This is a genomic window from Aliiroseovarius zhejiangensis, assembly GCF_014656375.1.
Lineage (GTDB): Bacteria > Pseudomonadota > Alphaproteobacteria > Rhodobacterales > Rhodobacteraceae > Aliiroseovarius > Aliiroseovarius zhejiangensis.
The window spans coordinates 397,169-418,074 of record NZ_BNCH01000001.1 but is presented as its reverse complement, the minus strand read 5'-3'; the positions used below and the strand labels follow the sequence as shown (position 1 = coordinate 418,074).

The 20,906-nt window shown below is 60.9% G+C and carries 22 protein-coding genes; 8 read left to right on the top strand and 14 right to left on the bottom strand.

The genetic code is table 11. The features are described from left to right. Positions 1-3 precede the first annotated feature (3 nt). From IE188_RS01995 to thrS, 5 genes are all read right to left on the bottom strand, one after another. Positions 4-552, bottom strand: coding sequence for a DoxX family protein (locus IE188_RS01995; RefSeq protein WP_191284788.1), 549 nt, complete (start codon positions 550-552; stop codon positions 4-6). Positions 553-572: 20 nt separating this feature from the next. Then, on the bottom strand, positions 573-1,361 hold the full coding sequence (locus tag IE188_RS01990; protein WP_191284787.1) for an HvfC/BufC N-terminal domain-containing protein: 789 nt from the start codon (positions 1,359-1,361) through the stop codon (positions 573-575). Beyond that, complete coding sequence (gene bufB / locus IE188_RS01985) at positions 1,358-2,227, bottom strand: MNIO family bufferin maturase (protein ID WP_191284786.1); 870 nt, start codon at positions 2,225-2,227, stop codon at positions 1,358-1,360. The genes IE188_RS01990 and bufB overlap by 4 nt, the downstream gene beginning before the upstream one ends. Before the next feature lie 94 nt (positions 2,228-2,321). Next, the gene (locus IE188_RS01980; RefSeq protein WP_191284785.1) at positions 2,322-2,630 is read right to left on the bottom strand and encodes a BufA1 family periplasmic bufferin-type metallophore; all 309 of its coding nucleotides are present in this window, start codon (positions 2,628-2,630) and stop codon (positions 2,322-2,324) included. Positions 2,631-3,034: 404 nt separating this feature from the next. Beyond that, a complete protein-coding gene (thrS, locus tag IE188_RS01975; RefSeq protein ID WP_191284784.1) occupies positions 3,035-4,981 on the bottom strand; it encodes a threonine--tRNA ligase in 1,947 nt (648 codons plus the stop codon). A gap of 170 nt (positions 4,982-5,151) precedes the next feature. Here thrS and IE188_RS01970 point away from each other — a divergent pair, with 170 nt between their 5' ends. From IE188_RS01970 to IE188_RS01960, 3 genes are all read left to right on the top strand, one after another. After that, the gene (locus tag IE188_RS01970) at positions 5,152-5,901 is read left to right on the top strand and encodes an alpha/beta fold hydrolase (protein WP_191284783.1); all 750 of its coding nucleotides are present in this window, start codon (positions 5,152-5,154) and stop codon (positions 5,899-5,901) included. Between the two features lie 87 nt (positions 5,902-5,988). Continuing rightward, positions 5,989-6,702 carry an alpha/beta fold hydrolase gene (locus tag IE188_RS01965; RefSeq protein WP_308442428.1) on the top strand — a complete coding sequence of 238 codons (714 nt, stop codon included), beginning with the start codon at positions 5,989-5,991 and terminating at the stop codon, positions 6,700-6,702. Between the two features lie 249 nt (positions 6,703-6,951). After that, positions 6,952-7,371 (top strand): hypothetical protein, encoded by a 420-nt coding sequence (locus tag IE188_RS01960; RefSeq protein WP_191284782.1) that lies wholly within the window; start codon positions 6,952-6,954, stop codon positions 7,369-7,371. A gap of 163 nt (positions 7,372-7,534) precedes the next feature. Here the strand turns inward: IE188_RS01960 and phaZ are convergent, their stop codons facing one another. Then, positions 7,535-8,854, bottom strand: a complete 1,320-nt coding sequence (phaZ, locus tag IE188_RS01955; protein WP_191284781.1) for a polyhydroxyalkanoate depolymerase — start codon at positions 8,852-8,854, stop codon at positions 7,535-7,537. Between the two features lie 105 nt (positions 8,855-8,959). On the opposite strand from phaZ, the gene IE188_RS01950 reads away from it, so the two are divergent. From IE188_RS01950 to phaR, 3 genes are all read left to right on the top strand, one after another. Then, positions 8,960-10,753, top strand: a complete 1,794-nt coding sequence (locus IE188_RS01950) for a PHA/PHB synthase family protein (RefSeq protein WP_191284780.1) — start codon at positions 8,960-8,962, stop codon at positions 10,751-10,753. A 135-nt stretch (positions 10,754-10,888) separates the two neighbouring features. Further along, positions 10,889-11,332: a Phasin gene (locus IE188_RS01945; RefSeq protein WP_191284779.1), complete on the top strand. Its 444-nt coding sequence runs from the start codon at positions 10,889-10,891 to the stop codon at positions 11,330-11,332. A 187-nt stretch (positions 11,333-11,519) separates the two neighbouring features. Next, the gene (gene phaR / locus IE188_RS01940; RefSeq protein ID WP_191284778.1) at positions 11,520-12,089 is read left to right on the top strand and encodes a polyhydroxyalkanoate synthesis repressor PhaR; all 570 of its coding nucleotides are present in this window, start codon (positions 11,520-11,522) and stop codon (positions 12,087-12,089) included. A gap of 112 nt (positions 12,090-12,201) precedes the next feature. Here the strand turns inward: phaR and lexA are convergent, their stop codons facing one another. From lexA to IE188_RS01910, 6 genes are all read right to left on the bottom strand, one after another. Next, positions 12,202-12,900: a transcriptional repressor LexA gene (lexA, locus tag IE188_RS01935; protein ID WP_191284777.1), complete on the bottom strand. Its 699-nt coding sequence runs from the start codon at positions 12,898-12,900 to the stop codon at positions 12,202-12,204. A gap of 156 nt (positions 12,901-13,056) precedes the next feature. After that, positions 13,057-14,229, bottom strand: a complete 1,173-nt coding sequence (locus IE188_RS01930) for a molybdopterin molybdotransferase MoeA (RefSeq protein ID WP_191284776.1) — start codon at positions 14,227-14,229, stop codon at positions 13,057-13,059. After that, on the bottom strand, positions 14,226-14,714 hold the full coding sequence (gene moaC, locus IE188_RS01925; protein WP_191284775.1) for a cyclic pyranopterin monophosphate synthase MoaC: 489 nt from the start codon (positions 14,712-14,714) through the stop codon (positions 14,226-14,228). Before moaC ends, IE188_RS01930 begins: the two co-directional genes overlap by 4 nt. Beyond that, a complete protein-coding gene (gene trpC, locus IE188_RS01920) occupies positions 14,711-15,511 on the bottom strand; it encodes an indole-3-glycerol phosphate synthase TrpC (RefSeq protein WP_191284774.1) in 801 nt (266 codons plus the stop codon). The genes moaC and trpC overlap by 4 nt, the downstream gene beginning before the upstream one ends. Before the next feature lie 36 nt (positions 15,512-15,547). Beyond that, entirely contained in the window at positions 15,548-16,564 is a 1,017-nt protein-coding gene (trpD, locus tag IE188_RS01915; protein ID WP_191284773.1) for an anthranilate phosphoribosyltransferase, read from the bottom strand. Then, entirely contained in the window at positions 16,561-17,142 is a 582-nt protein-coding gene (locus IE188_RS01910) for an anthranilate synthase component II (protein WP_191284772.1), read from the bottom strand. The genes trpD and IE188_RS01910 overlap by 4 nt, the downstream gene beginning before the upstream one ends. A gap of 130 nt (positions 17,143-17,272) precedes the next feature. On the opposite strand from IE188_RS01910, the gene IE188_RS01905 reads away from it, so the two are divergent. Then, positions 17,273-18,634, top strand: a complete 1,362-nt coding sequence (locus tag IE188_RS01905) for a divergent polysaccharide deacetylase family protein (protein ID WP_191284771.1) — start codon at positions 17,273-17,275, stop codon at positions 18,632-18,634. Positions 18,635-18,639: 5 nt separating this feature from the next. Here IE188_RS01905 and IE188_RS01900 read toward each other — a convergent pair whose 3' ends face one another. Then, entirely contained in the window at positions 18,640-19,065 is a 426-nt protein-coding gene (locus IE188_RS01900) for a cupin domain-containing protein (RefSeq protein WP_191284770.1), read from the bottom strand. Positions 19,066-19,148: 83 nt separating this feature from the next. On the opposite strand from IE188_RS01900, the gene IE188_RS01895 reads away from it, so the two are divergent. Beyond that, the gene (locus IE188_RS01895; RefSeq protein WP_191284769.1) at positions 19,149-19,346 is read left to right on the top strand and encodes a hypothetical protein; all 198 of its coding nucleotides are present in this window, start codon (positions 19,149-19,151) and stop codon (positions 19,344-19,346) included. A gap of 218 nt (positions 19,347-19,564) precedes the next feature. On the opposite strand, the gene eno is transcribed toward IE188_RS01895, so the two are convergent. After that, positions 19,565-20,839 carry a phosphopyruvate hydratase gene (eno, locus tag IE188_RS01890; RefSeq protein WP_191284768.1) on the bottom strand — a complete coding sequence of 425 codons (1,275 nt, stop codon included), beginning with the start codon at positions 20,837-20,839 and terminating at the stop codon, positions 19,565-19,567. Between the last annotated feature and the right edge of the window lie 67 nt (positions 20,840-20,906).

The window sequence follows — 20,906 nt, the reverse complement described above, 5'->3', positions numbered from 1 at the left end:
CGTTCAGCGGATGCCAAGCAGCCGGTCGACCGACAATGGCCCTGCGCCTTTCAGCAGCAAAGTCACCAGCACGACCATCCAGAACAGCCTTTGATCCAGGATCACGCTGTCGGGGATCCGGTCAAACCAGGCGCCCAGCGTTTCGGGCTGATCAATGCCGCCATGGCCATAAAGGTCTGTCAGGCTTTGCACGGCGACAAAACCGATCATTCCCAGCGCGGCCAGACGTGTCAGAAGCCCGACGGTGATCAGCAGCGGCAGGATGAACTCGGCCAGGGTGCCGGCCACCACCACCGCCCAGTGAAACAGGCCCAACTGGCCGACATCATAGGACGCAGCCTCCATCGCCTTCGGGAATATCTGTGCATAGGCGCCCAGCGAGGGCTGGAAAATGCCCAGCACGCCGTCACCGGTCTTGGTTAGAGCAGAGGCCCAGAAATACCCCAGCAGTGTGGCGGCAAAGGTGAACCGGGCCAGCGTTGGCAAGGTCGCCGGGGCCAGCCGCTCGGCCAGATTGACAAGCGGGTTATAGAGGTTTGCCAAGGCGCGCATGACGGTATCCTTCCGAAGTGTTAGTCTGGTTTGTCGGCGCCGGTTATCGCGTGCGTCGCGATCAGAACGCTTAGCGTTTCGGTCAGGTCGAAATCGGGCGTGTCAGCTGTGGCCAACCCCAACGCGGTGCCGAAGCTGCGCCCTTTGATCAGGGACCTGACGAACGGCGCGCCGCCCTGCGGCAACCGCTCGGCCACCGGATCAAAGCCAACACGGCTGATCAGGATATTTTCCGCGCCACCGGTGGGTTGCGGTCCATCCTTCATGTTGTAATCCCAGATCGCCTTAGCGGGCCACTTGGTGATCAGCACCTCGCAAGCGGGTGACATATGCAGGCGCGCGCGCATCAGGGCGGGCTGGTCAAGTCGGGTCAGAAGGGTGGGGTCAATGGGCAGGGCATCGGCAGCGTGGTAAGCGCGGCGCAAGGCCAGCTCCAACCGGGCCACATCAGGCAGATATTTCAGGTGCAGCGTGCCGGGAAAGCTCTCCAGAAATCCGGGCAGGGCCGCCCCGTAATGCATCATCAAGGGCGAGGCTGGTGGGTGAATACGCAGGTAAACCTTCGCCATTTCACGGAAAAATTCGTCACCGACCAGTTTGGCAAGCACCGGAAAGCCGGTCAGCATGGCTTCGGACAACCCGTGCGCCACGTTGTTGCGATAGACCGAGAAGCGTTTGTCGGCATGCTGGCCGTCGGGGTTGGTCAAGCCTTCTGGCACGTCTTGTTGCGGATCAAGCAGGGCCTTGCGAAACGCTGTTTGCGTGACGGTTACGTCGCCCGTGCTTGAAAAGGTTACGCTATCGTTCATGCGGACACCGCTGCGGCTAATGCGGGTTTCATATGCTGCGTGGCGCGTGCAGCCTCGGCTTCCAACACGTCCCATTCGGGTACGTCGTTGTCCCATTCCACAAGGGCCGGGCGGGCGCCCGCACGGGCGATCACGTGATCGAACAGGGTCCAAACCGGTTCGTCGACCGGCCTGCCATGGCTGTCGATCAGCAGTTTGCGCCCAAGCTCGTCTGCGTCTTCGTCATGACCGGCCAGATGAAATTCTTCCACCAGATCAAGCGGATAGGCGTCGATATAGGCGCGCGGGTCGAATTCCAGATTGGTGGCGGACACAAAGACGTTGTTCACGTCCAACAGCAGCCCGCAGCCCGTGCGCCGGGCGATTTCGCGCAGGAAGTCCGGTTCGGACCATGTGCTTCCAACAAATGCCAGATAGGAGGACGGGTTCTCAAGCAGCATTTTGCGGCCAAGATGGTCTTGCAGCTGATCGATATGGGCGGTGACACGCGACAGGGTCTCGGCCGTATAGGGCAGCGGCAGCAGGTCGTTCAGAAACGCGCCGTCATGGGTCGACCATGCCAGATGCTCAGAGAACATCGCCGGGTTGAGCCAATCCGTCAGTTTTTTCAGGCGGGCCAGATGCTCAGGGTCCAGTCGCTCTTCGCCGCCGATGGACAGGCCAACCCCATGGACCGAGATGGGGAAACGTTCGGCCAGATGACGCAACTGCGCCAAAGGACGGCCACCATCGCCCATGAAGTTTTCGGCGTGGATCTCAAGCCAGCTTACACTGCCGGGATCATCGGTCAGCGCGGCAAAATGCTGTGGCTTGTATCCGACACCCGCCCCGATTGGCAGGCTGTTGTCGTGCTGAACGTCGCGCATTGAAAGCTCCATTGAAACGGTCGGGGACCGGGTGCCGAAGGCGGGAAGGGGTGGCCATCACACATGGCCAGCCCCCAGTTACAAGAGACCCGGATCAGCTGGCGGGCAGGTCACGCTCCAACGCTTCCAGCGAGCCCATGCGCTTTTCGCCATCGGATGCATCGGTGATTTCCATTGTTTCGCACGTTCCGGCTGGAACCAGTTTCCAGGCATTGCCCTGGTAATCGACGGTCGAGGTGCCGGCGCATGTGGTGCCAGGACCGGCGGCGCAGTCATTCTGACCGGCAAGGGCCACGCCGAAGCATTTTTCCTGCTCGCCATCGGCGAAGGCCGGGGCGGCATTGGCAGCCACAGCGGCCGAAACAGCACCAAGAACGGCGACGGTTTTCATGTTGTTGGACATCGAGTTTCCTTTCGGTTTTTCGTTCACGCCTCTGAGGGGCGGTAGGGGAAAGGTAAGGGGTGGGTGGTCACACGCTCCACTCACGAACGCGTAATTCACGCCTCCGTTAACGCGAGTGAACAGCAGCAGTTGTTTTGCCCCTGCAGAAATTCGATCAGCCCAGCGGCCAAGCGCCGGGATTCAAGGGGTTTTCGCGCCTTTCGGTGTGTCAGGAGCGACATGATTGTCAAATCCGCGGCTGGGTGTGATGCGAAAAATTACAAAGAACATGCCGTTGGCAGCGTGATTGTTACAAATATTTGGTTGTAACGCCGCGTGGGGGACGGTCTGCGTGATGGGGGTTTAACACCCGGCCCCACGAAAAACCCCCGCACGGTGGCGGGGGTTTGAGAGCTGTTTGTCGATCAGACCAGGTCCGGCGGTGTGGCCTCGGCGGCAAGGGTGGTGGACACCTCGTCCAGCGGCAGCACCTTGGACTGTTTTTCGCCCAGACGGCGCATCGACACCGTGCCGTCCTCGACCTCTTTCATGCCGCAGGCCAGGATCACCGGCACTTTGCCGACCGAGTGTTCGCGGACCTTGTAGTTGATCTTTTCGTTGCGGGTGTCGGCCTCGGCCCGGATGCCCTTGGCTTTCAGCGCGTCGACCACCTGCCGCACATAGTCATCGGCATCCGACACGATCGAGGCGACGACGACCTGACGCGGTGCCAGCCAGAAGGGCAGCTTGCCCGCGTGGCTTTCGATCAGAATGCCGATGAAACGTTCAAACGACCCAAGCGTGGCACGGTGCAGCATGACCGGGCGGTGCTTGGCACCATCCTCGCCGATATAGTTGGCGTCCAGCCGCTCTGGCAGCACGAAATCCACCTGAAGCGTGCCACATTGCCAGTCGCGCCCGATGGCGTCGGTCAGCACAAATTCCAGCTTCGGACCATAGAACGCGCCTTCACCGGGGTTCAACTCGCAGTCGTACCCGGCGGCCTTGGTCGCGTCCAGAAGCGCAGTCTCGGCCTTGTCCCAGACCGCGTCCGACCCGGCGCGCTTTTCGGGGCGATCCGAGAACTTGATCGCGAAGTTCTCAAAGCCCAGATCCTTGTAGATTGCGGACAGAAATTCGATGAAGATTTTCGTTTCTTCCTCGATCTGCGCTTCGGTGCAGAAAATATGGGCGTCGTCCTGCGTGAACCCGCGCACCCGCATGATGCCGTGCAGGGCGCCTGACGGCTCATAGCGGTTGCACGACCCGAACTCGGCCATCCGCAGGGGCAGGTCGCGATAGGATTTCAGGCCCTGGTTATAGACCTGCACGTGGCAGGGACAGTTCATCGGCTTCAACGCGTTCACCGATTTCTCGCGCGCATGTTCTTCGTCCACCTCGACGATGAACATATGCTCCTGATACTTGTCCCAGTGGCCCGAGGCTTCCCACAGCTTTCGGTCCACGACCTGCGGCGTGTTCACCTCGACATAGCCGCCGCGTTTTTGCTGGCGGCGCATGTAGTCCTGCAACTCGGTGTAGATCGTCCAGCCATTGGGGTGCCAGAAGATCTGGCCCGGCGCTTCCTCCTGCATGTGGAACAGGTCCATCTCGCGGCCCAGCTTACGGTGGTCGCGCTTGGCGGCCTCTTCCAGCATGTGCAGGTGTTTCTTCAACTGCTCTTTGTTCTGGAAGCCAACGCCATAGATACGCTGCAACATCGCGCGATCTGAATCACCGCGCCAATAGGCCCCGGCGACGCTCATCAGTTTGAAGGCATCGGCGGGCAACTGGCCCGTGTGTTGCAGATGCGGACCACGGCACAGATCCTGCCAATGCCCGTGCCAATACATGCGCAGCGGTTCGTCCCCGGGGATCGCCTCGATCAACTCGACCTTGTAGGGCTCGTTATTGGCCTCGTAGAACTTGACCGCGCGGTCGCGGTCCCAGATCTCGGTCGTCACAGGATCGCGTTTGTTGATGATCTCTTTCATCTTGGCTTCAATCGCGCCCAGATCTTCGGGGGTGAACGGCTCTTCGCGGTCGAAGTCATAATACCAGCCGTTCTCAATGACCGGGCCGATGGTGACCTTCACGTCGGGCCAAATTTCCTGCACCGCACGCGCCATCACGTGGGCGAAGTCGTGGCGGATCAGTTCCAGCGCCTGCACCTCGTCCTTCATGGTGTGAATGGCGATCTGGGCATCCTCGTTGATCGGCCATTGAAGGTCCCAATGCTTGCCGCCCACCGTGGCCGAAACAGCCTTCTTGGCCAAGGAATTCGAGATGCCAGCGGCAACCTCGGCAGGGGTTACGCCCGCGTCGAATGCGCGCGAATTGCCGTCAGGAAATGTAAGGGAAATCTGGCTCATGGCCTTCTCCTCGTCGTTTTGGCGCCCACGGAACGCCCGGTTGCGGGTTATGTGTGGGTGCCTTTTGAACCCTTGCCTGCGTGCTGTCAACGGCCCGTGGGCAAAGTTGGGGATTGCAGAGCGGTTTGCGCCCGGTATGGTTTGCGCGACACATCAGACCGGGGGACAGCATGTCCGATACACAGTTTCTTGAAACCGCGATGGGCCGCCGTATTGCCTATGTGAAAACGGAAGGGAAGGGGCCGACGATCCTGTTCCTGTCCGGGCTGAAATCGGACATGGAGGGCACGAAAGCTGTGGCGCTGGAGGCATGGGCAAAGGCGCAAGGGCGCGCGTTTCTGCGGTTCGATTATTCCGGTCACGGGCAAAGCTCGGGCGACTTCACCGATGGCGCGATCGGTGACTGGCACGAGGATACTTTGGCGGTGGTCGATACGCTGATCGACGGTCCGGTTCTGGTGGTGGGCAGTTCGATGGGCGGCTGGCAGGCGCTGCTTCTGGCACGGGCGCGGCCCGGTCGGGTGGTGGGCCTTGTCACCATCGCCGCCGCGCCGGATTTCACCGAAGATGGGTATTGGGCGGGTTTCTCAGACGCACAAAAGGCAGAGTTGGAGCGCGAAGGCTTCGTGTCCCTCCCGTCGGACTATGACGACGATTACATCATCACCAGGCGGCTGATCGAAGACGGGCGCGACAATCTGGTCCTGCGCAGCCCTCTGATTCTCGACATGCCCGTGCGCTTCTTGCAAGGGACCGAGGATACGGCGGTGCCAACCGCCCAGGCGGTGAAGCTGCTGGAGCATGTTGAGGGCGATGATATCAGGCTGACATTGGTCAAGGGCGCCGATCACCGTTTCTCGGACGACGAATGCCTGCGCACCATCCAAAAAATGGTCAAGGTGGTGCTGGCCCGCATCTGATCTGCGCTGCGCTGCCGGCTTCGCGCTTGCGCAACCGGCGGCGGGGCGTCAAACTCCCCGTCGAGGCACGATAGAAGAAACGAGCAGATGATGCAGGAACCTGTGGTTCTGATCCCCGGAATGATGTGCGATGCGCGGGTGTTCGGCCCGCAGATCGAGGATTTGTCGCGTGACCACGTGGTCATCGTCGCCCCGCCGGTGCATGGCGAGACAATCCGCGACATGGCCGGGCACATTCTGGATCAGTTGCCCCCGCGTTTTGCGCTGGCCGGGCTGAGCATGGGGGGTATCGTCGCGATGGAGATCGCCCGCCGCGCGCCAGACCGGGTGTCGCGACTGGCGCTGATTTCGACCACACCCCTGCCGGATACGCCCGCACAGGCAGCATGGCGCGAGCCGCAGATCGTGCGCGCCAGCGCCGGGCGGCTGGACGAGGCGATGGCCGAAAGCCTGTCACCCGATCACATGGCCCCCGGCCCGGGGCGCGATGCGGTGATGGCGCTGGTCCATGACATGGCGCACCGCCTGGGGGCCGAGATGTTCGTGCGTCAATCCCGCGCCCTGCAACGGCGCCCGGACGCGCAGCGCAGCCTGCAACGGCTGAAGATCCCGACCATGGTGATGTGCGGGGCCCATGATGGGCTGACGCCCCCCAAGCGGCATGAAACCATGGCCGCGCTGATCCCGGGGGCCGAGCTTGTCATCTTGCCGGAAGCCGGGCATCTGCCCACGGTCGAAGTCCCCCATCAGGTCAATATCGGAATGCGCGCCTGGCTGGACATGCCGCTGGAACTGCGCTGACGACCCTGTTTCAACAAAGCCGCTGAACCGCTTCGCTTCTCATGCCTGCGGATGGTCGCGGCCAGATCGAACCCTGCTCATCGGCAGGATGTTCAATGTCCTTGGCCTGCATCTGATCTGAACGCGCACCGCTTTTGCCGTGTCTATCCTGTCGAGAAACCGCGGCACGGACGACATGTCCTGCGTGCGTTTCGTGAAGAACCGAGCTGGGCTATGCTTGGTATGTTCTACTGCACAGGAGATTTCCAGATGCTCAAGATTTCATTGATGCTTTCGGCATTTGTTTTCTGGACGGCCCAATCCGCCTTTGCCGGTCCCAATCTTGCCTCATACTACACCACCATTGGCAAAGAAGATTTCTTCAACTCTCGTGGTCAACCGCTCAGGGATGTCGGTGCGGTTGTCCAGCAGGATCGCGCCAACTTTCATCGCTTTGGGCTTCGCCATCCCGGCGATGAAGCGGATCCCTTTTTCGGTGATCGGGCGATGCGCGCCAGAATCCCGGATCTGGTGCACGCGGGTGGGGTCGACCGATACCTTCAGACGTTGCTAGGAGGCGGGTGGCAGGGCCATGCCCAGACCTGGCTTGTCCAGATCTGCGGTGCCGGCGGGCGTGTCACCCATCTGCGGATTGATCCGGCAGATGGCGATGGCTATTCAGATTGCTGATCGGCTGACCCCGATTGCCCGCGTTGGAGTTCGCAAGGGCGATGAGCAGATCGACGCATCCATGCGCCGAAAGCCTTGTGTCGCCCTCTGACCCGTCAGGACCCAACCTTGCGGCCTGCCATCAGCCGGTGCCGCTTGCAGTAGATGCATGCGGGGTGTCAGCCTATTTCCCGGCGGCCTTCACGACCTTCAGCTTCGCCTTCCTTGCAGCGTCCCGCTTGGCACGCGTCTTGGCAGCCTGTCGGTCGTGACGTCCGGCATTCTGGTCGATGAAATCCAGGACCAGCGGGCGGATGTTGTTGCGCCAGCTTTTCCCGGCAAAGATACCGTAGTGGCCCGCGCCATCTTCGACGTGGCTGGCCTTCTTGTCCGCAGGCAAGCCGGTCAGAAGGTCAAGCGCGGCGATGCACTGGCCGGGGGCGGTGATGTCGTCCTTGGTGCCTTCGACGGTCTTGACCGCAACATCGGTGATGGCGCCGATGTCGACCTTGTGACCATCGACGATGAAATCGTTCTTAGCGATCTCGCCGTTCTTGAAGACGCGCTCGACCGTGGACAGATAAAATTCGGCCGTCATGTCCATCACGGCAAGATATTCGTCATAGAACCGGTTGTGCTTGTCGCTGTCCGACGCTTCGTCCTTGGCGACGCGCAGGATCTGGGTGGAAAACGCCTTGCTGTGGGTTTCGGCATTCATCGACATGAACCCGGCCAGTTGCATCAGGCCCGGATAGACCTTGCGCCCGGCGCCCTTGTATTTGAACCCCACCCGTTGCAGGGCAAGGCCTTCCAGCTGTCCCATCGTGACTCGGCGGCCGAAATCGGTCACGTCCGTGGCGGCGGCATCGGGGTCGATCGGCCCACCGATCAGGGTCAGGGTCTGGGGCTGTGCTTCGGGATCCAGCTCGGCCAGATAGGCGGTTGCCGCGAGTGTCAGCGGGGCAGGCTGGCACACGGCAACCACGTTGATGTCAGGGCCGAGATAGCGCATGAAATCGACCAGATAGAGCGTGTAGTCCTCGATATCGAACTTGCCTTTGCTGACGGGAATGTCGCGGGCGTTGTGCCAGTCGGTGATATACACATCGGCATCGGGCAGAAGGCTGGCCACCGTCGATCGCAAAAGCGTTGCATAGTGACCGGACATCGGCGCCACCAGCAGGATGCGGCGCTTCATCTCGGCACGACCCGCCACGTTGAACTTGATCAGGTCGCCGAAAGGACGCTCGACTCGTTTTTCCACCTGGACCACATGATCGCGTCCGTCTTCGCCGACAACGCTCAGAATACCCCAGTCCGGTTTGGCGACCATGCGTTCAAAACTGCGCTCGGTCACTTCACCCCAGGCAGACATAAGCTGAAAGAAGGGGTTCGGGACCAAGGCTGTTGCGGGATACGACCCCATGGCAGCGGCGGTCGCCCCCAGCCACTGATTCGTATTGCGGAGTGTCTCCATCAGATCGTATGTCGCCATGTACCGCATTTTATATTAGCCTTTGATTTGTCGCTTTGCATTTGCATAGTCAGATAACACATGCAGTTTCTTCGATGCTGCACTTGCGAAAAAACATAGGGGGGAAATTGTTTCATGACAACTGACCAAGTTAACAAAGGCCAGGAACTGAGTGAACTGAACAACAACCTCGCCCGCATCGAAGAGCTGTCGAAGCGGCTGGCCAATATCATGGCCCATCGCAAACCCGTGCGTCCCAGCCTTCAGGCGCCGGGGCACGATTTCTATGCCAAGGCGGCGGGAGCGGTCTGGGCCGACATGATGGCCAACCCGTCGAAAATGTTCGAACACCAGATCGCGTTTTGGTCTAAGACGTTGGAACACGCCATCGAAGCACAGGCATCCCTGACCAGCGGAGACTTCACAGCACCCGAAGATCCCGGCCCGAAAGACCGGCGCTTTTCCAATCCGCTGTGGGACACGCACCCGTATTACAACTATGTCAAGAAACAGTATCTGATTTCGTCCCAGACGATCGAAAATGCCCTGAAGGACGTCGAGGGGCTAGATCCTGACGAAGCCAAGCGGATGGAATTCTTCACCCAGCAGATCGTCGATATGATGAGCCCCACGAACTTTCTTGCCACCAATCCTGACGCGTTGGAGCGGGCGGTTGAGACAAACGGGCAGTCGTTGGTGCAGGGGCTGGAGAACCTGGTCGCTGATCTGGAAGCCAATGACGGGGAACTTCTGGTCAAACTGGTGGATGAAAGCGCGTTCGAAGTGGGCGGCAATATCGCCACGACGCCGGGACAGGTCGTCTTTCGCAACAGGATGATGGAGCTGATCCAGTACGAGGCGACAACCGAAAAGGTGCATGCCACACCGCTGATCATCTTTCCGCCATGGATCAACAAGTTCTATATTCTCGATCTGAAAGAGCAGAACAGCCTGATCAAATGGATTGTCGATCAGGGCTATACGCTGTTTGTGGTCAGCTGGGTGAACCCCGATGCCTCTTATGCCGATGTCGGGATGGGTGATTACATCGAAGATGGCTATCTGGCCGCCATGCGCGAGGTGAAGGCGATCACGAAGCAGACAAAAGTCAATGTCGTCGGGTATTGCATCGCCGGCACCACATTGTCTCTGACCCTGTCGCTGATGAAGAAGCGCGGTGACAAATCCGTCAACTCGGCCACGTTCTTCACCACCCTGACCGATTTTGAAGATCAGGGCGAAGTCGGCGTTTTCCTGAATGACGATTTCGTGGGCGGGATCGAGGAGGAAGTACAGGAAAAGGGTTATCTGGACAGTTTCTTCATGTCGCGCACATTTTCGTATCTGCGGCCCAATGACCTGATCTATGGCCCCGCGATCAACAGTTACATGCTGGGCAAGACCCCGCCGGCGTTCGATCTTCTGTATTGGAACGGTGACAGCACCAACCTGCCTGCGAAAATGACCGTCGAATATCTGCGCGGGCTGTGCCAGGACAATCGCTTTGCCAAAGGCGATTTCGAACTGCTGGACGAGCATCTGTCAATCAAGGATGTCGATGTGCCGCTTTGTGCCATTGCCTGTGAAACCGACCATATCGCGGCCTGGAAGTCATCCTATGACGGCATCCGGCAGATGGGATCGAAGGACAAAACCTTCATCGTGTCGCAAAGCGGCCATATCGCCGGGATTGTGAACCCGCCATCGAAAAAGAAATACGGCCACTATACCAATGATGACTGGCCAGCGGCATCCGATGACTGGATGGAGGGCGCGACATTCAACGAAGGGTCATGGTGGGGGCGCTGGGATCAATGGCTCTCCAAGCGGTCCGGGAAGCAGATCGAGGCAAGAAAAATAGGCGATTCTTCGCACAAACCCCTTGCCCCGGCCCCCGGAACATATGTTGTAAGCAAGCCAAACACTTGATTTTCAACAACTTAAAATAGTTTATGCTGCAGTGCAGAAAAAGACTTGATTTTCTGCACCGCAGCATGCATATTCTCCTCATAACAAATTCAGGCGTCCTCCTCCTCCCGGCGCCAAACCATGGAGAATATGACAATGACCAAGACCCAAGACTTCACCAAGATGTTCCAAGACATGCTGGGCAACTTCCCTGTTGACATGTCGGTTGCTCAAGACGCTTTCAAAAACCAGGCTGCCCTGGGCGAGAAACTGTCGAAAGTTGCTCTGCAAGCTGCTGACCAGTCGGCCGAAATTTCGACCAAATGGACCAAAGAAACTCTGGCCAAAATGGGCGACGTGACCACCGCCAAAGAAGAAGCCGCCGAGTATGGCAAAGCCGTCAGCGATTTCGCTTCGGCTCAGGCTGAAATGGCTGCCGAGAACCTGGCTGCTTTCGCTGAAGTTGCCAAAAAAGTTCAGGCTGAAACCGTTGAGCTGCTGATGGCTGCCGGCAAGGAAATGGGCGACGACGCTCAGGCTGCTGTCAAAAAAGCCACTGACGAAGTTCAGAAAGCCGCCAAAAAAGCGACTGCGAAGTAAGCGGATCTCGCCGGGGTCAACCTCCCTCCCGGCAATTTCCGAAAGGGCGAGCCTTGGGCTCGCCCTTTTTCGTTGCCCGGTGCGCCAGCGGTCGTGACGTAAACTTTTGGTCAAAAGACTTGCCTTTGGGCCGTGCGCTGTTAGGCTTTTGCAGTGCAGCATACCCTAGATGCTGCGGGGAGGTATGATGGCTCAGAAAAATGAACCGCTGCTGATCAAGCGCTACGCCAGTCGGCGGCTTTACAACACCGAGACGTCAGATTACGTGACCTTGGACGACATCGCCGGGTTCATCCGCGATGGACGCGAGGTGCAGATCATCGACCTGAAGTCCGGGGATGATCTGACGCGCCAGTACCTGCTTCAGATTGTTGCCGAACATGAAAGCCGCGGCGAAAGCGTGTTGCCGGTGGATGTGCTGACGGACCTTGTGCGGTCTTACACCACGCAGGCGCAAAGTGTCGTGCCGCAATTTCTGGCCGCCAGCTTCGAGATGCTGCGCGACGGGCAATCCAAGATGATGGAGAACTTCGGGGCCATGGGCAATCCGATGGCGCAGATGCCGGGGTTCGAAGCCATGCGCGCGCAGCAGGAAGCCTTCATGAAAGCGATGATGAGCGGGTTCCCCGGTGGCACCACCTCTGATGAGGACGAGGACGACACGTCAGAGGCGTCCGATGGCGGTGCCAAGGACGAGTTGGAGGCGATCAAGAAGCAGTTGGCAGATTTGCAGAAGAAATTGTCCGGGCTTGGATGACACCCGCCCTATGACTGGTGCCCGAGAGTCGGGCCGCAAAAGACAAGGGACGCGCATCAGTCGCGTCCCTTTTGCGTTTGCAAGCTGCCTTGACCCGCCCGGATGAGGCGGATCAATAAGTGCGGATCAGCCCGACAAGTTTGCCCTGAACGCTGACCTGACCTTCGGGCAGCAAGCGGGTTTCATACGCCGGATTGGCCGCTTCCAGCGCGATCATCCCATCGGTCTTGCGAAAGCGTTTCAACGTCGCCTCATACCCATCCACCTGCGCCACGACAATGTCGCCATTCTGCGCTTGGCTGGTCTCACGGATGACCACGATGTCGCCGTTGTTGATCCCGGCGTCGATCATGGAATCGCCTTTGACCTCAAGCGCATAGTGGCGCCCGCCCGTGCCCAGCATGGTTTCGGGCACCGACACGTGCTGAGCGCCGTCTGTAATGGCCTCGATCGGTTGTCCGGCGGCGATGCGCCCCATCAGGGGCAGGTCGCTGACGCCCAGCCCTTCCAGAGGGATGGCGCTTGGTGGCGTCTGTTCGGGGCGGTCGCCCTTAATCACGCGCGGCTCGAACCCGGCACGACCGGAGTTTTCCAAAGGCTCGGGCAGTTTCACGATTTCGATGGCGCGGGCACGATGGGCCAGACGGCGGATGAAGCCGCGTTCTTCCAGAGCCGTAATCAGCCGGTGAATGCCGGATTTGGATCGCAGGTCCAGCGCCTCTTTCATTTCGTCAAAGGACGGGGGCACGCCGTCGCGTTGGATCCGTTTGTGAATAAAATCCAGAAGTTCCAACTGCTTGCGGGTCAGCATCTGCTCATTCCTCCGTCGTTTTGTAATCCGTGGCCGTCGTTGGGACGACGGTTCGGGATGGCCCTTGCGTCTGGGCGTTCAAGGAATGTTCTATCCCTGTTCCCTTTTTGTGTCAACTGCGCACGTCTGGCGGGAACATGGGCACAGAAAATCGTGTCAGATCGGCAAATAGTCCAGCTGCGCCCCCGCATCGCGCGCCGGGTCAGAGGCAGGGCGGATCGCCAATGCGTTGGCCTGTGCCAGCACGCTCAGCAGTGCACTGTCCTGGCTGTCAAAGATGGTGATCTGGTCGTCATCAACTCGGGCGCGCATATAATGTTCACGCGGGCCATTGGCTGTGACGGGCGCGGCCAGGGTCGCCGATTTGCGCGGTGCAGCCGCAGTGCCCAGACCCAGAAGCGCCCGCAGCGCAGGTACCAGGAACACATGCCCGCAGACCATCGACGAGACGGGGTTGCCAGGCAGGCCGATCATCACCGCGTCACCCAGGCGCCCGGCCATCAACGGCTTTCCGGGGCGCATCAGGACCTTATAGAAACTCTGTTCCATCCCCATGTCGGCGGCCACGTCGCCCACAAGGTCATGATCGCCCACCGACGCCCCCCCGATCGTGACGATCAGATCGGCGTCCGAGGCCAGGTCGAACGCCATGCGCAGGCTGGCTGCGTTGTCGCGCGCGATGGGTAACATGCGGGCGTGTCCACCATTGGCCTCGATCAGGGCTTTCAACCCAAAAGCGTTCGAGGCGATGATCTGGTCCGGGCCGGGCATCTCGCCGGGCATGACCAACTCGTCCCCGGTAGCCAGAAGGGCCACGACGGGTTTGCGGGTAACCGTCAGTGCCGGCACATTCATCGCCGCCGCCAGTGCAAGATCGGCGGGGGACAGGATGCGCGGGGCAGGGATTGTGTCACCGGGGGTGAAATCGGCGCCTGCGGGGCGCACATGCGGGCCCTTGTCCAGCGCGCGCGCCAGCGTGATCAGATCGCCCTTGCGCTCCACATCTTCCTGAATGATCACCCGATCGGTTCCGTCCGGCATTGGCGCGCCGGTGAAGATGCGCACGCATTCCCCCGGACCCACCTGACCGTCGAACCCATGCCCCGCCGCGCTTTCGCCGATCACGTGAAACATTGCTTCGGGATCGGCCTCGACACCGTTCAAAGCATATCCATCCATGGCCGAGGCGGCGAAGGGCGGTTGCAGGCGGGTGGCCGTGACGGGCTGGGCAAGGATGCGCCCCGCAGCGTCGGCCAGCGGCACGTCTTCCGTGCCAAGCGGTTCGACCAGCTTGAAGATCGCATCCAGCGCATCGGTCACGGTGATCATCTGTCGGCCTCGTATATGCCCGACTTCCCGCCTTCCTTGCGCAACAGGCGGATGCCGGTGATCTCCATCCCCTTTTCCGCCGCTTTCAGCATGTCATAGACGGTCAGGCAGGCGGTCGAGACAGCGGTCAGCGCCTCCATCTCGACCCCGGTTTGTCCACCGGTCTTGACGGTCGCGGTGACGCGGACGCCGGGCAGGTCGGGCTGCGGCGTCAGTTCAAGTGCGACCTTGGTGATGGGCAGCGGATGGCACAACGGGATCAGGTCCGAGGTGCGCTTGGCCCCCATGATCCCGGCCAGCCGTGCCACGCCCAGCACGTCGCCTTTCTTGGCCGATCCGGACATGACCAGTGCCAGTGTCTCGGGCGTCATCTTGACGAACCCTTCGGCCAGGGCGATGCGGTCGGTCACGGCTTTGTCGGACACGTCGACCATATGGGCCTGTCCGTCTGCGTCAAAATGGGTCAGGGGGGATTTGTCGCTCATGCCGGCACCGGGTTGGCGAGCAGTGCGCGGGTGGCGGCCTCGACATCATTCTGTCGCATCAGGCTTTCCCCAATCAGGAAGCTGCGCGCCCCATATTCGGCCATGTCGGCCAGATCTTGCGGCGTCAAAAGCCCGCTTTCGCACACCAGATGGCGGTCGGCGGGGGCCAGTTTCGACAGGCGGCGGGTGGTGTCGAGCGTGGTTTCGAAGGTTTTGAGGTTGCGGTTGTTCACGCCCAGAAGCGGCGATTTCAGCGCCAGGGCGCGGTCCAGCTCGGCCTCGTCATGCACCTCGATCAGCACATCCATGCCCCAGGAAAAGGCGGCCTCTTCAAGCTCTTGCGCCTGTGCGTCCTCGACCGATGCCATGATGATCAGGATACAATCGGCGCCAAGCGCGCGGGCCTCGGCCACCTGATAAGTGTCATACATGAAATCCTTGCGCAGCGCCGGCAGACGGACCGCCGACCGAGCTGCAACAAGATAGTCATCCGCGCCTTGGAAGGACGGTGTGTCCGTCAGAACCGACAGGCAGGTCGCACCGCCCGCCTCATAAGCGCGGGCAAGCGCGGGCGGGTCGAAATCGGCGCGGATCAACCCCTTCGACGGGCTGGCCTTCTTGACCTCGGCGATCAGGCCATAGCCGGTTTCTGCAGCCTTCATCAGCGCCTGCGCGAAGCCGCGCGTGGGGGATGCCTCACGGGCGGCGGCCTCAACCTCGGACAGGGGGCGGGCGGTTTTGCACGCGGCCACATGATCCAGTTTGTAGGCTTTGATTTTGTCCAGAACGGTGCTCATGGGGGTGGTCTAATTCCTTGTGGGGGCAGGGGCAAGCTATGCCGGCGATGTCAGTGCGGCCAAGGCGTCGATCTTCGCTTTTGCAGCTCCGCTGTCGATGCTTTCCGCAGCCAGTCCGACGCCTTCCTTCAGGTTTGCCGCCTTGTCCGCAATCACCAGCGCCGCCGCCGCGTTCAGAAGCACAGCATCGCGATAGGCAGATGCCTCGCCCGCCAGAAGCGCGCGGAAGGCCGCAGCGTTTTCGGCGGGCTCGCCCCCAAGGATCGACGCGAGCCGATGCACGGGCAGACCCGCATCTTCGGGGTGAATTTCGCGCGCATGTATTTTGCCGTTCTCCAAGGCAGCCACGGAGGTCACACCGGTGATCGAGATTTCGTCCATCCCGTCCGCCCCGTGCACCAGCCACGCCTTTTCTGACCCCAAAGACTGCAAGGTTTCCGCCATCGGGAAGATCAGGTCGGACGCAAACGCGCCGGTCAATTGGCGCCTGGCCCCTGCCGGGTTGGTCAGCGGGCCAAGAATGTTGAAGATCGTCTTGCACCCCAGTTCCTGACGCACCGGCATGACATGTTTCATCGCCGGGTGATGCATGGGGGCCATCATGAAGCCGATCCCGACCTCGTTGATCGCGCGTTCTGCCACATCTGCCCCGACCATCACGTTCACGCCCATTTCGGTCAGCGCATCCGCCGCGCCCGATTTGGATGACAGGTTGCGGTTGCCATGCTTGGCCACAGTCACACCCGCGCCCGCCACGACAAAGGCCGTCGCGGTCGAGATGTTCAGCGTGCCCATCCCGTCGCCCCCCGTGCCGACAATGTCCATCGCGCCTTCCGGCGCGGACACCCTGGCGCATTTGGCGCGCATCACGGCAGCGGCGGCCGCATATTCCGAGACGCTTTCCCCACGCGCCCGCATGGCAGCCAGCAGGGCACCGATCTGGGCGGGGGTGGCACGGCCTTCAAACAGTTCTTCGAAGGCAGCTTCGGCCTGAGCGCGGGACAGCGGGCCTTCGGTCGCGGCAAAGATCAGGGGTTTCATTGCGTCGCTCATGCCGCCACCTTTGTTTTCTTCAGGAAGTTTTGCAGCATCGCGTGTCCGTGCTCGGACCGGATGCTTTCGGGGTGGAACTGCACGCCTTCCACCTCAAGTTCTTTGTGGCGCAGGCCCATGATCAGCCCGTTGTCCAGCTCGGCGGTGATTTCAAGACAGTCGGGCAGGGTGTCGCGATCCACCACCAGCGAATGATACCGCGTGGCCAAAAGCGGCGAGGGCAGGCCTTCGAACACGCCTTTGCCGTGATGCACGATCTCGCCCATCTTGCCGTGCACGATTTCAGGCGCGCGCACGACCTTGCCGCCAAATGCTTCGCCAATGGCCTGATGACCAAGACAGACGCCAAACAGCGGCACACCCGCTTCGGCGGCGGCCAATGTCAGGGGCAGACAGATCCCGGCCTGTGCCGGATCGCAGGGGCCGGGGGACAGCACGATCCCGGCCGCACCCATGCCCATCGCCTCCTGCACATTCAACGCATCGTTGCGGCGCACCACCACATCGGCGCCCAATTCACCGAAATAGTGGACGAGGTTGTAGGTAAAGCTGTCATAATTGTCGATCAGCAGGATCATGATGCGGCCTTTCGCCAGGAATGTCTCAGCGGGGGTTACGTCCCGCGATTGTCGGGCTATACATGATCCACGCAGGTGCCGACGGTCAAGAGCGGCACAGGCAAAGATGAGGTTTCGGGGAGAGAAAGCCATGGCAAAAGGCTTCGTGTCAGGTGTTTTGGCCGGAACGGTCGTGTCCGTTCTGGGGCTTGGGGTTGTGTCGCTGCAACTGGCGCCAGTGCAACCGGGGCGGGTTGACCCGCCACCTGTGGATCAGGGTGCCCCCGCGCCCGATGCGCCCACCACGCCCGATGGAGCATCAGGAGCATCATCAGAGGCCGGGGACGCGCAAGCCGCCGCGCCAGAGGTCAACGACACACCGCCCGATGCAATCAGTGCGCCAGACAGCCCGGCCGAAATGGACATCGCGGACGTTGCGCCCGACACCGACGTGCCTGTGGCCGACGCGCCCGCGCCTCCGCCGGAACCTGCCGTGCCGGCGGACGAGGCACCGCTGGACACCGACGCGCCGCCCGTGCCTGCACCGGACGCCGCGCCAGAACCTGCCGTTCAGGACAGCGCAGATGCGAACCCGGATGCCACCGGTGACGATGCGGCCCGTACAGATGCCGAGACCAGTCAGGCGGACGAGGCCGCAGCCCCGAAGCTGCCGCAATCCATTCCCGAACTGGCCAACACGCCGCAAATCAAAAGCGACCCTGTTGCGCCGTTTGACGATCAGGCCGATGGGGTGACGACCAACCGTCTGCCCACCATCGAACAGCCCGCAGACGAAAATCAGGCCCCGGCGGAAGCGGGGGCGGTGCTGACCGATCAGTTCATGCTTGCCATCGACCAGAACGCCGCCGCCTTTTCCAACCCCGAAGGGCGGCCGTTGATGTCGGTCGTTCTGATGGATCTGGGTAGAACGCGCCAATCTCTGGGCGACCTGAACAATCTGCCCTTTCCGGTCAGTTTCATCGTCGAAGCCAGCGCGCCCGACGCCGAGCAGGCGGTCGCCTTCTATCGCAGTACCGGGGCCGAGGTGCTGATCGTGCCCTCGCTGCCCGCCAACGCCACCCCCAAGGATGCCGAAGTGATCTTTCAGGCTCAGGCCCCGCTTCTGGATCAGGCCGTCGCGATCTTCATGGCCGAAGAAAGCGGCTTTCAGGGCAACAGCCAGCTGGCCGCGCAAATCGCCGAGATTCTGGTTGCCAGCGGACACGGTCTGGTGTCCGAGCCGCAGGGGCTGAACACCGGTCACAAGACGGCGCTGAAAACCGGCGTTGCCGCAGGCACTGTGTTCCGCGAACTGGACGGGGAAGGGCAGGACAGCCAGGTCATGCGCCGTTTCCTTGACAACGCAGCCTTCAAGGCCGGGCAGGACAGTGGGGTGATCCTGTTGGGACACGCCCGGGCCGAGACATTGCAAGCCCTGATCGAATGGAGCCTGGGGAACCGGGCGAAAACCGTCGCGATGGCGCCGGTTTCGGCACTGTTGCTGGGCGGATAAACCACTCAGGCGCGTGGGATTTCGAACTCATCACGCGCCAGGGTGAAACCGTCGAACCGAAACCCCGGTGACACGGTGCAACTGACCAGCGTATAGGCCCCGGTCGAGCGCGCAGCCTGCCAGTGGTCTTTCGGCACGATCAACTGAGGCGACTGACCGGTGGCGAGGTCCGGGCCAAGCAGATGATCCTGTGCCGGTCCCGCGTCGGTATCTGCCATCGACAGAACCAGCGGCGCGCCCGCGTGATATAGCCATATCTCGGTCGCATCGACCCGGTGCCAATGGCTCCGCTCGCCGTTTTTCAAAAGGAAATAGATGCAGGTGCCCGAGGGCCGCCCCTTGGCGTCGGTGTCGACCCATGTCTGCCGATAATGCCCGCCCTCGGGATGTGGGCTGAGGTTCAGGTGGGTGATGATCTGGTCGGGGGTCATTGGGGCCTCATGAAGATTTGCCGCACAGCGTGGCAAGCTCAAGTTATCAGCAGGTTCTGAAATCACTACGGCGGAGATCATCAATGGATAACCTAGTAACGGGCTGTCAGGCCAGTAATGGCATCGTGCCAATCTCAGGCTACGATAAGATAAAGTGGCGTGGTCAATCGTGGCTGTTTGTTAGAGAGGTGATTCACAAGCGCTTTGTCTCTTTCGAGCTTTGCGGGGTTGGTGATGGCAAAACAGCGATTGCGCGACCTGAAGATTGCGAAGTGCTTTGACCAGAGTAAATACACGCTGCTGAATTGGCGCGTAGCTAAGTTTAGGCTGTCTGGTTGCCCGGTCGCCAGACCGGGCAGCGCCGACCCGCCCCCATGGGGCGGCGCGATCGCGCCACCCCGCGGGTCTCTGCGGCCCTTCGCGCAAAGCTTTGCAAGTCAATAAAAAAGAAAGGCCGGAGCATCGCCCCGGCCTTTCTCGTTTCTGTCCAACGAGCGATTTATTTCAAAATCGACCGCCCGGCATATTCTGCCGTCACGCCCAGCATTTCCTCGATCCGGATCAGTTGGTTGTATTTCGCCAACCGGTCCGACCGCGCCAGAGAGCCGGTTTTGATCTGGCCGCAATTCGTGGCGACGGCAAGGTCGGCGATGGTCGCGTCCTCGGTCTCGCCCGAGCGGTGGCTCATCACGTTGGTCATGCGTGCGCGGTGGGCCATGTCGACCGCTTTCAAGGTTTCGGACAGGGTGCCGATCTGGTTCACCTTGACCAGCATTGAATTGGCCGCCCCCTTGGCGATCCCTTCGGCCAGACGCGCGGGGTTGGTCACGAACAGATCGTCGCCCACAAGCTGGATCTTGTCGCCAAGCAGCTTGGTCAGTGCGACCCAGCCGTCCCAGTCATCTTCTGACATGCCATCTTCGATCGAGATGATCGGATAATCGTCGCAGAGTTCTTTCAAATACTGCGCGTTCTCTTCGCTGGTCAGCGACTTGTCTTCGCCCGACAGCACATATTTGCCGTCCTTGTAATACTCGGTCGCGGCGCAATCGAGCGCCAGATAGATGTCTTCGCCCGGCGTGTAGCCTGCCTTTTCAATCGACTTCATGATGAAGTCGAGCGCATCACGGGTTGACCCAATGTTGGGCGCAAACCCGCCCTCGTCCCCGATACCGGTCGACAGGCCAGCCGCCGACAGCTCTTTTTTCAGAGTGTGGAACACCTCGGCCCCCATGCGCACGGCCTGACGGATGTTCTCTGCCGCGACCGGCATGATCATGAACTCCTGAATGTCGATGGGGTTGTCGGCATGTTCGCCGCCGTTGATGATGTTCATCATCGGCACAGGCAGCACCCGGGCGGACGCGCCGCCCACATAGCGATAAAGGGGCAGGGCGGATGCATCCGCGGCGGCTTTGGCGACAGCCAATGACACGCCCAGAATGGCGTTGGCGCCCAGACGGCCCTTGTTGTCGGTGCCATCCAGTTCGATCATCGCGGCGTCGATGGCTTCCTGTTCGGTGGCATCGAACCCGACCAGCGCGTCGGCAATCTCGCCATTCACGGCTTCGACCGCTTGCAGGACGCCCTTGCCCATATAGCGGGATTTATCCCCATCACGCTTTTCAACCGCTTCATGCGCGCCGGTCGAGGCACCGGACGGCACGGCCGCACGGCCCAGCGTGCCATCGTCAAGGATCACATCCACCTCAACGGTTGGGTTGCCCCGGCTGTCCAGAATCTCGCGGGCAAAGATATCGACGATGGTGCTCATGTTAGCGCTCCCAATAAGAAGAAAACTTCAGTTGAGGCGTCTTTAGCGTGTTGCAGGCGTCACGACA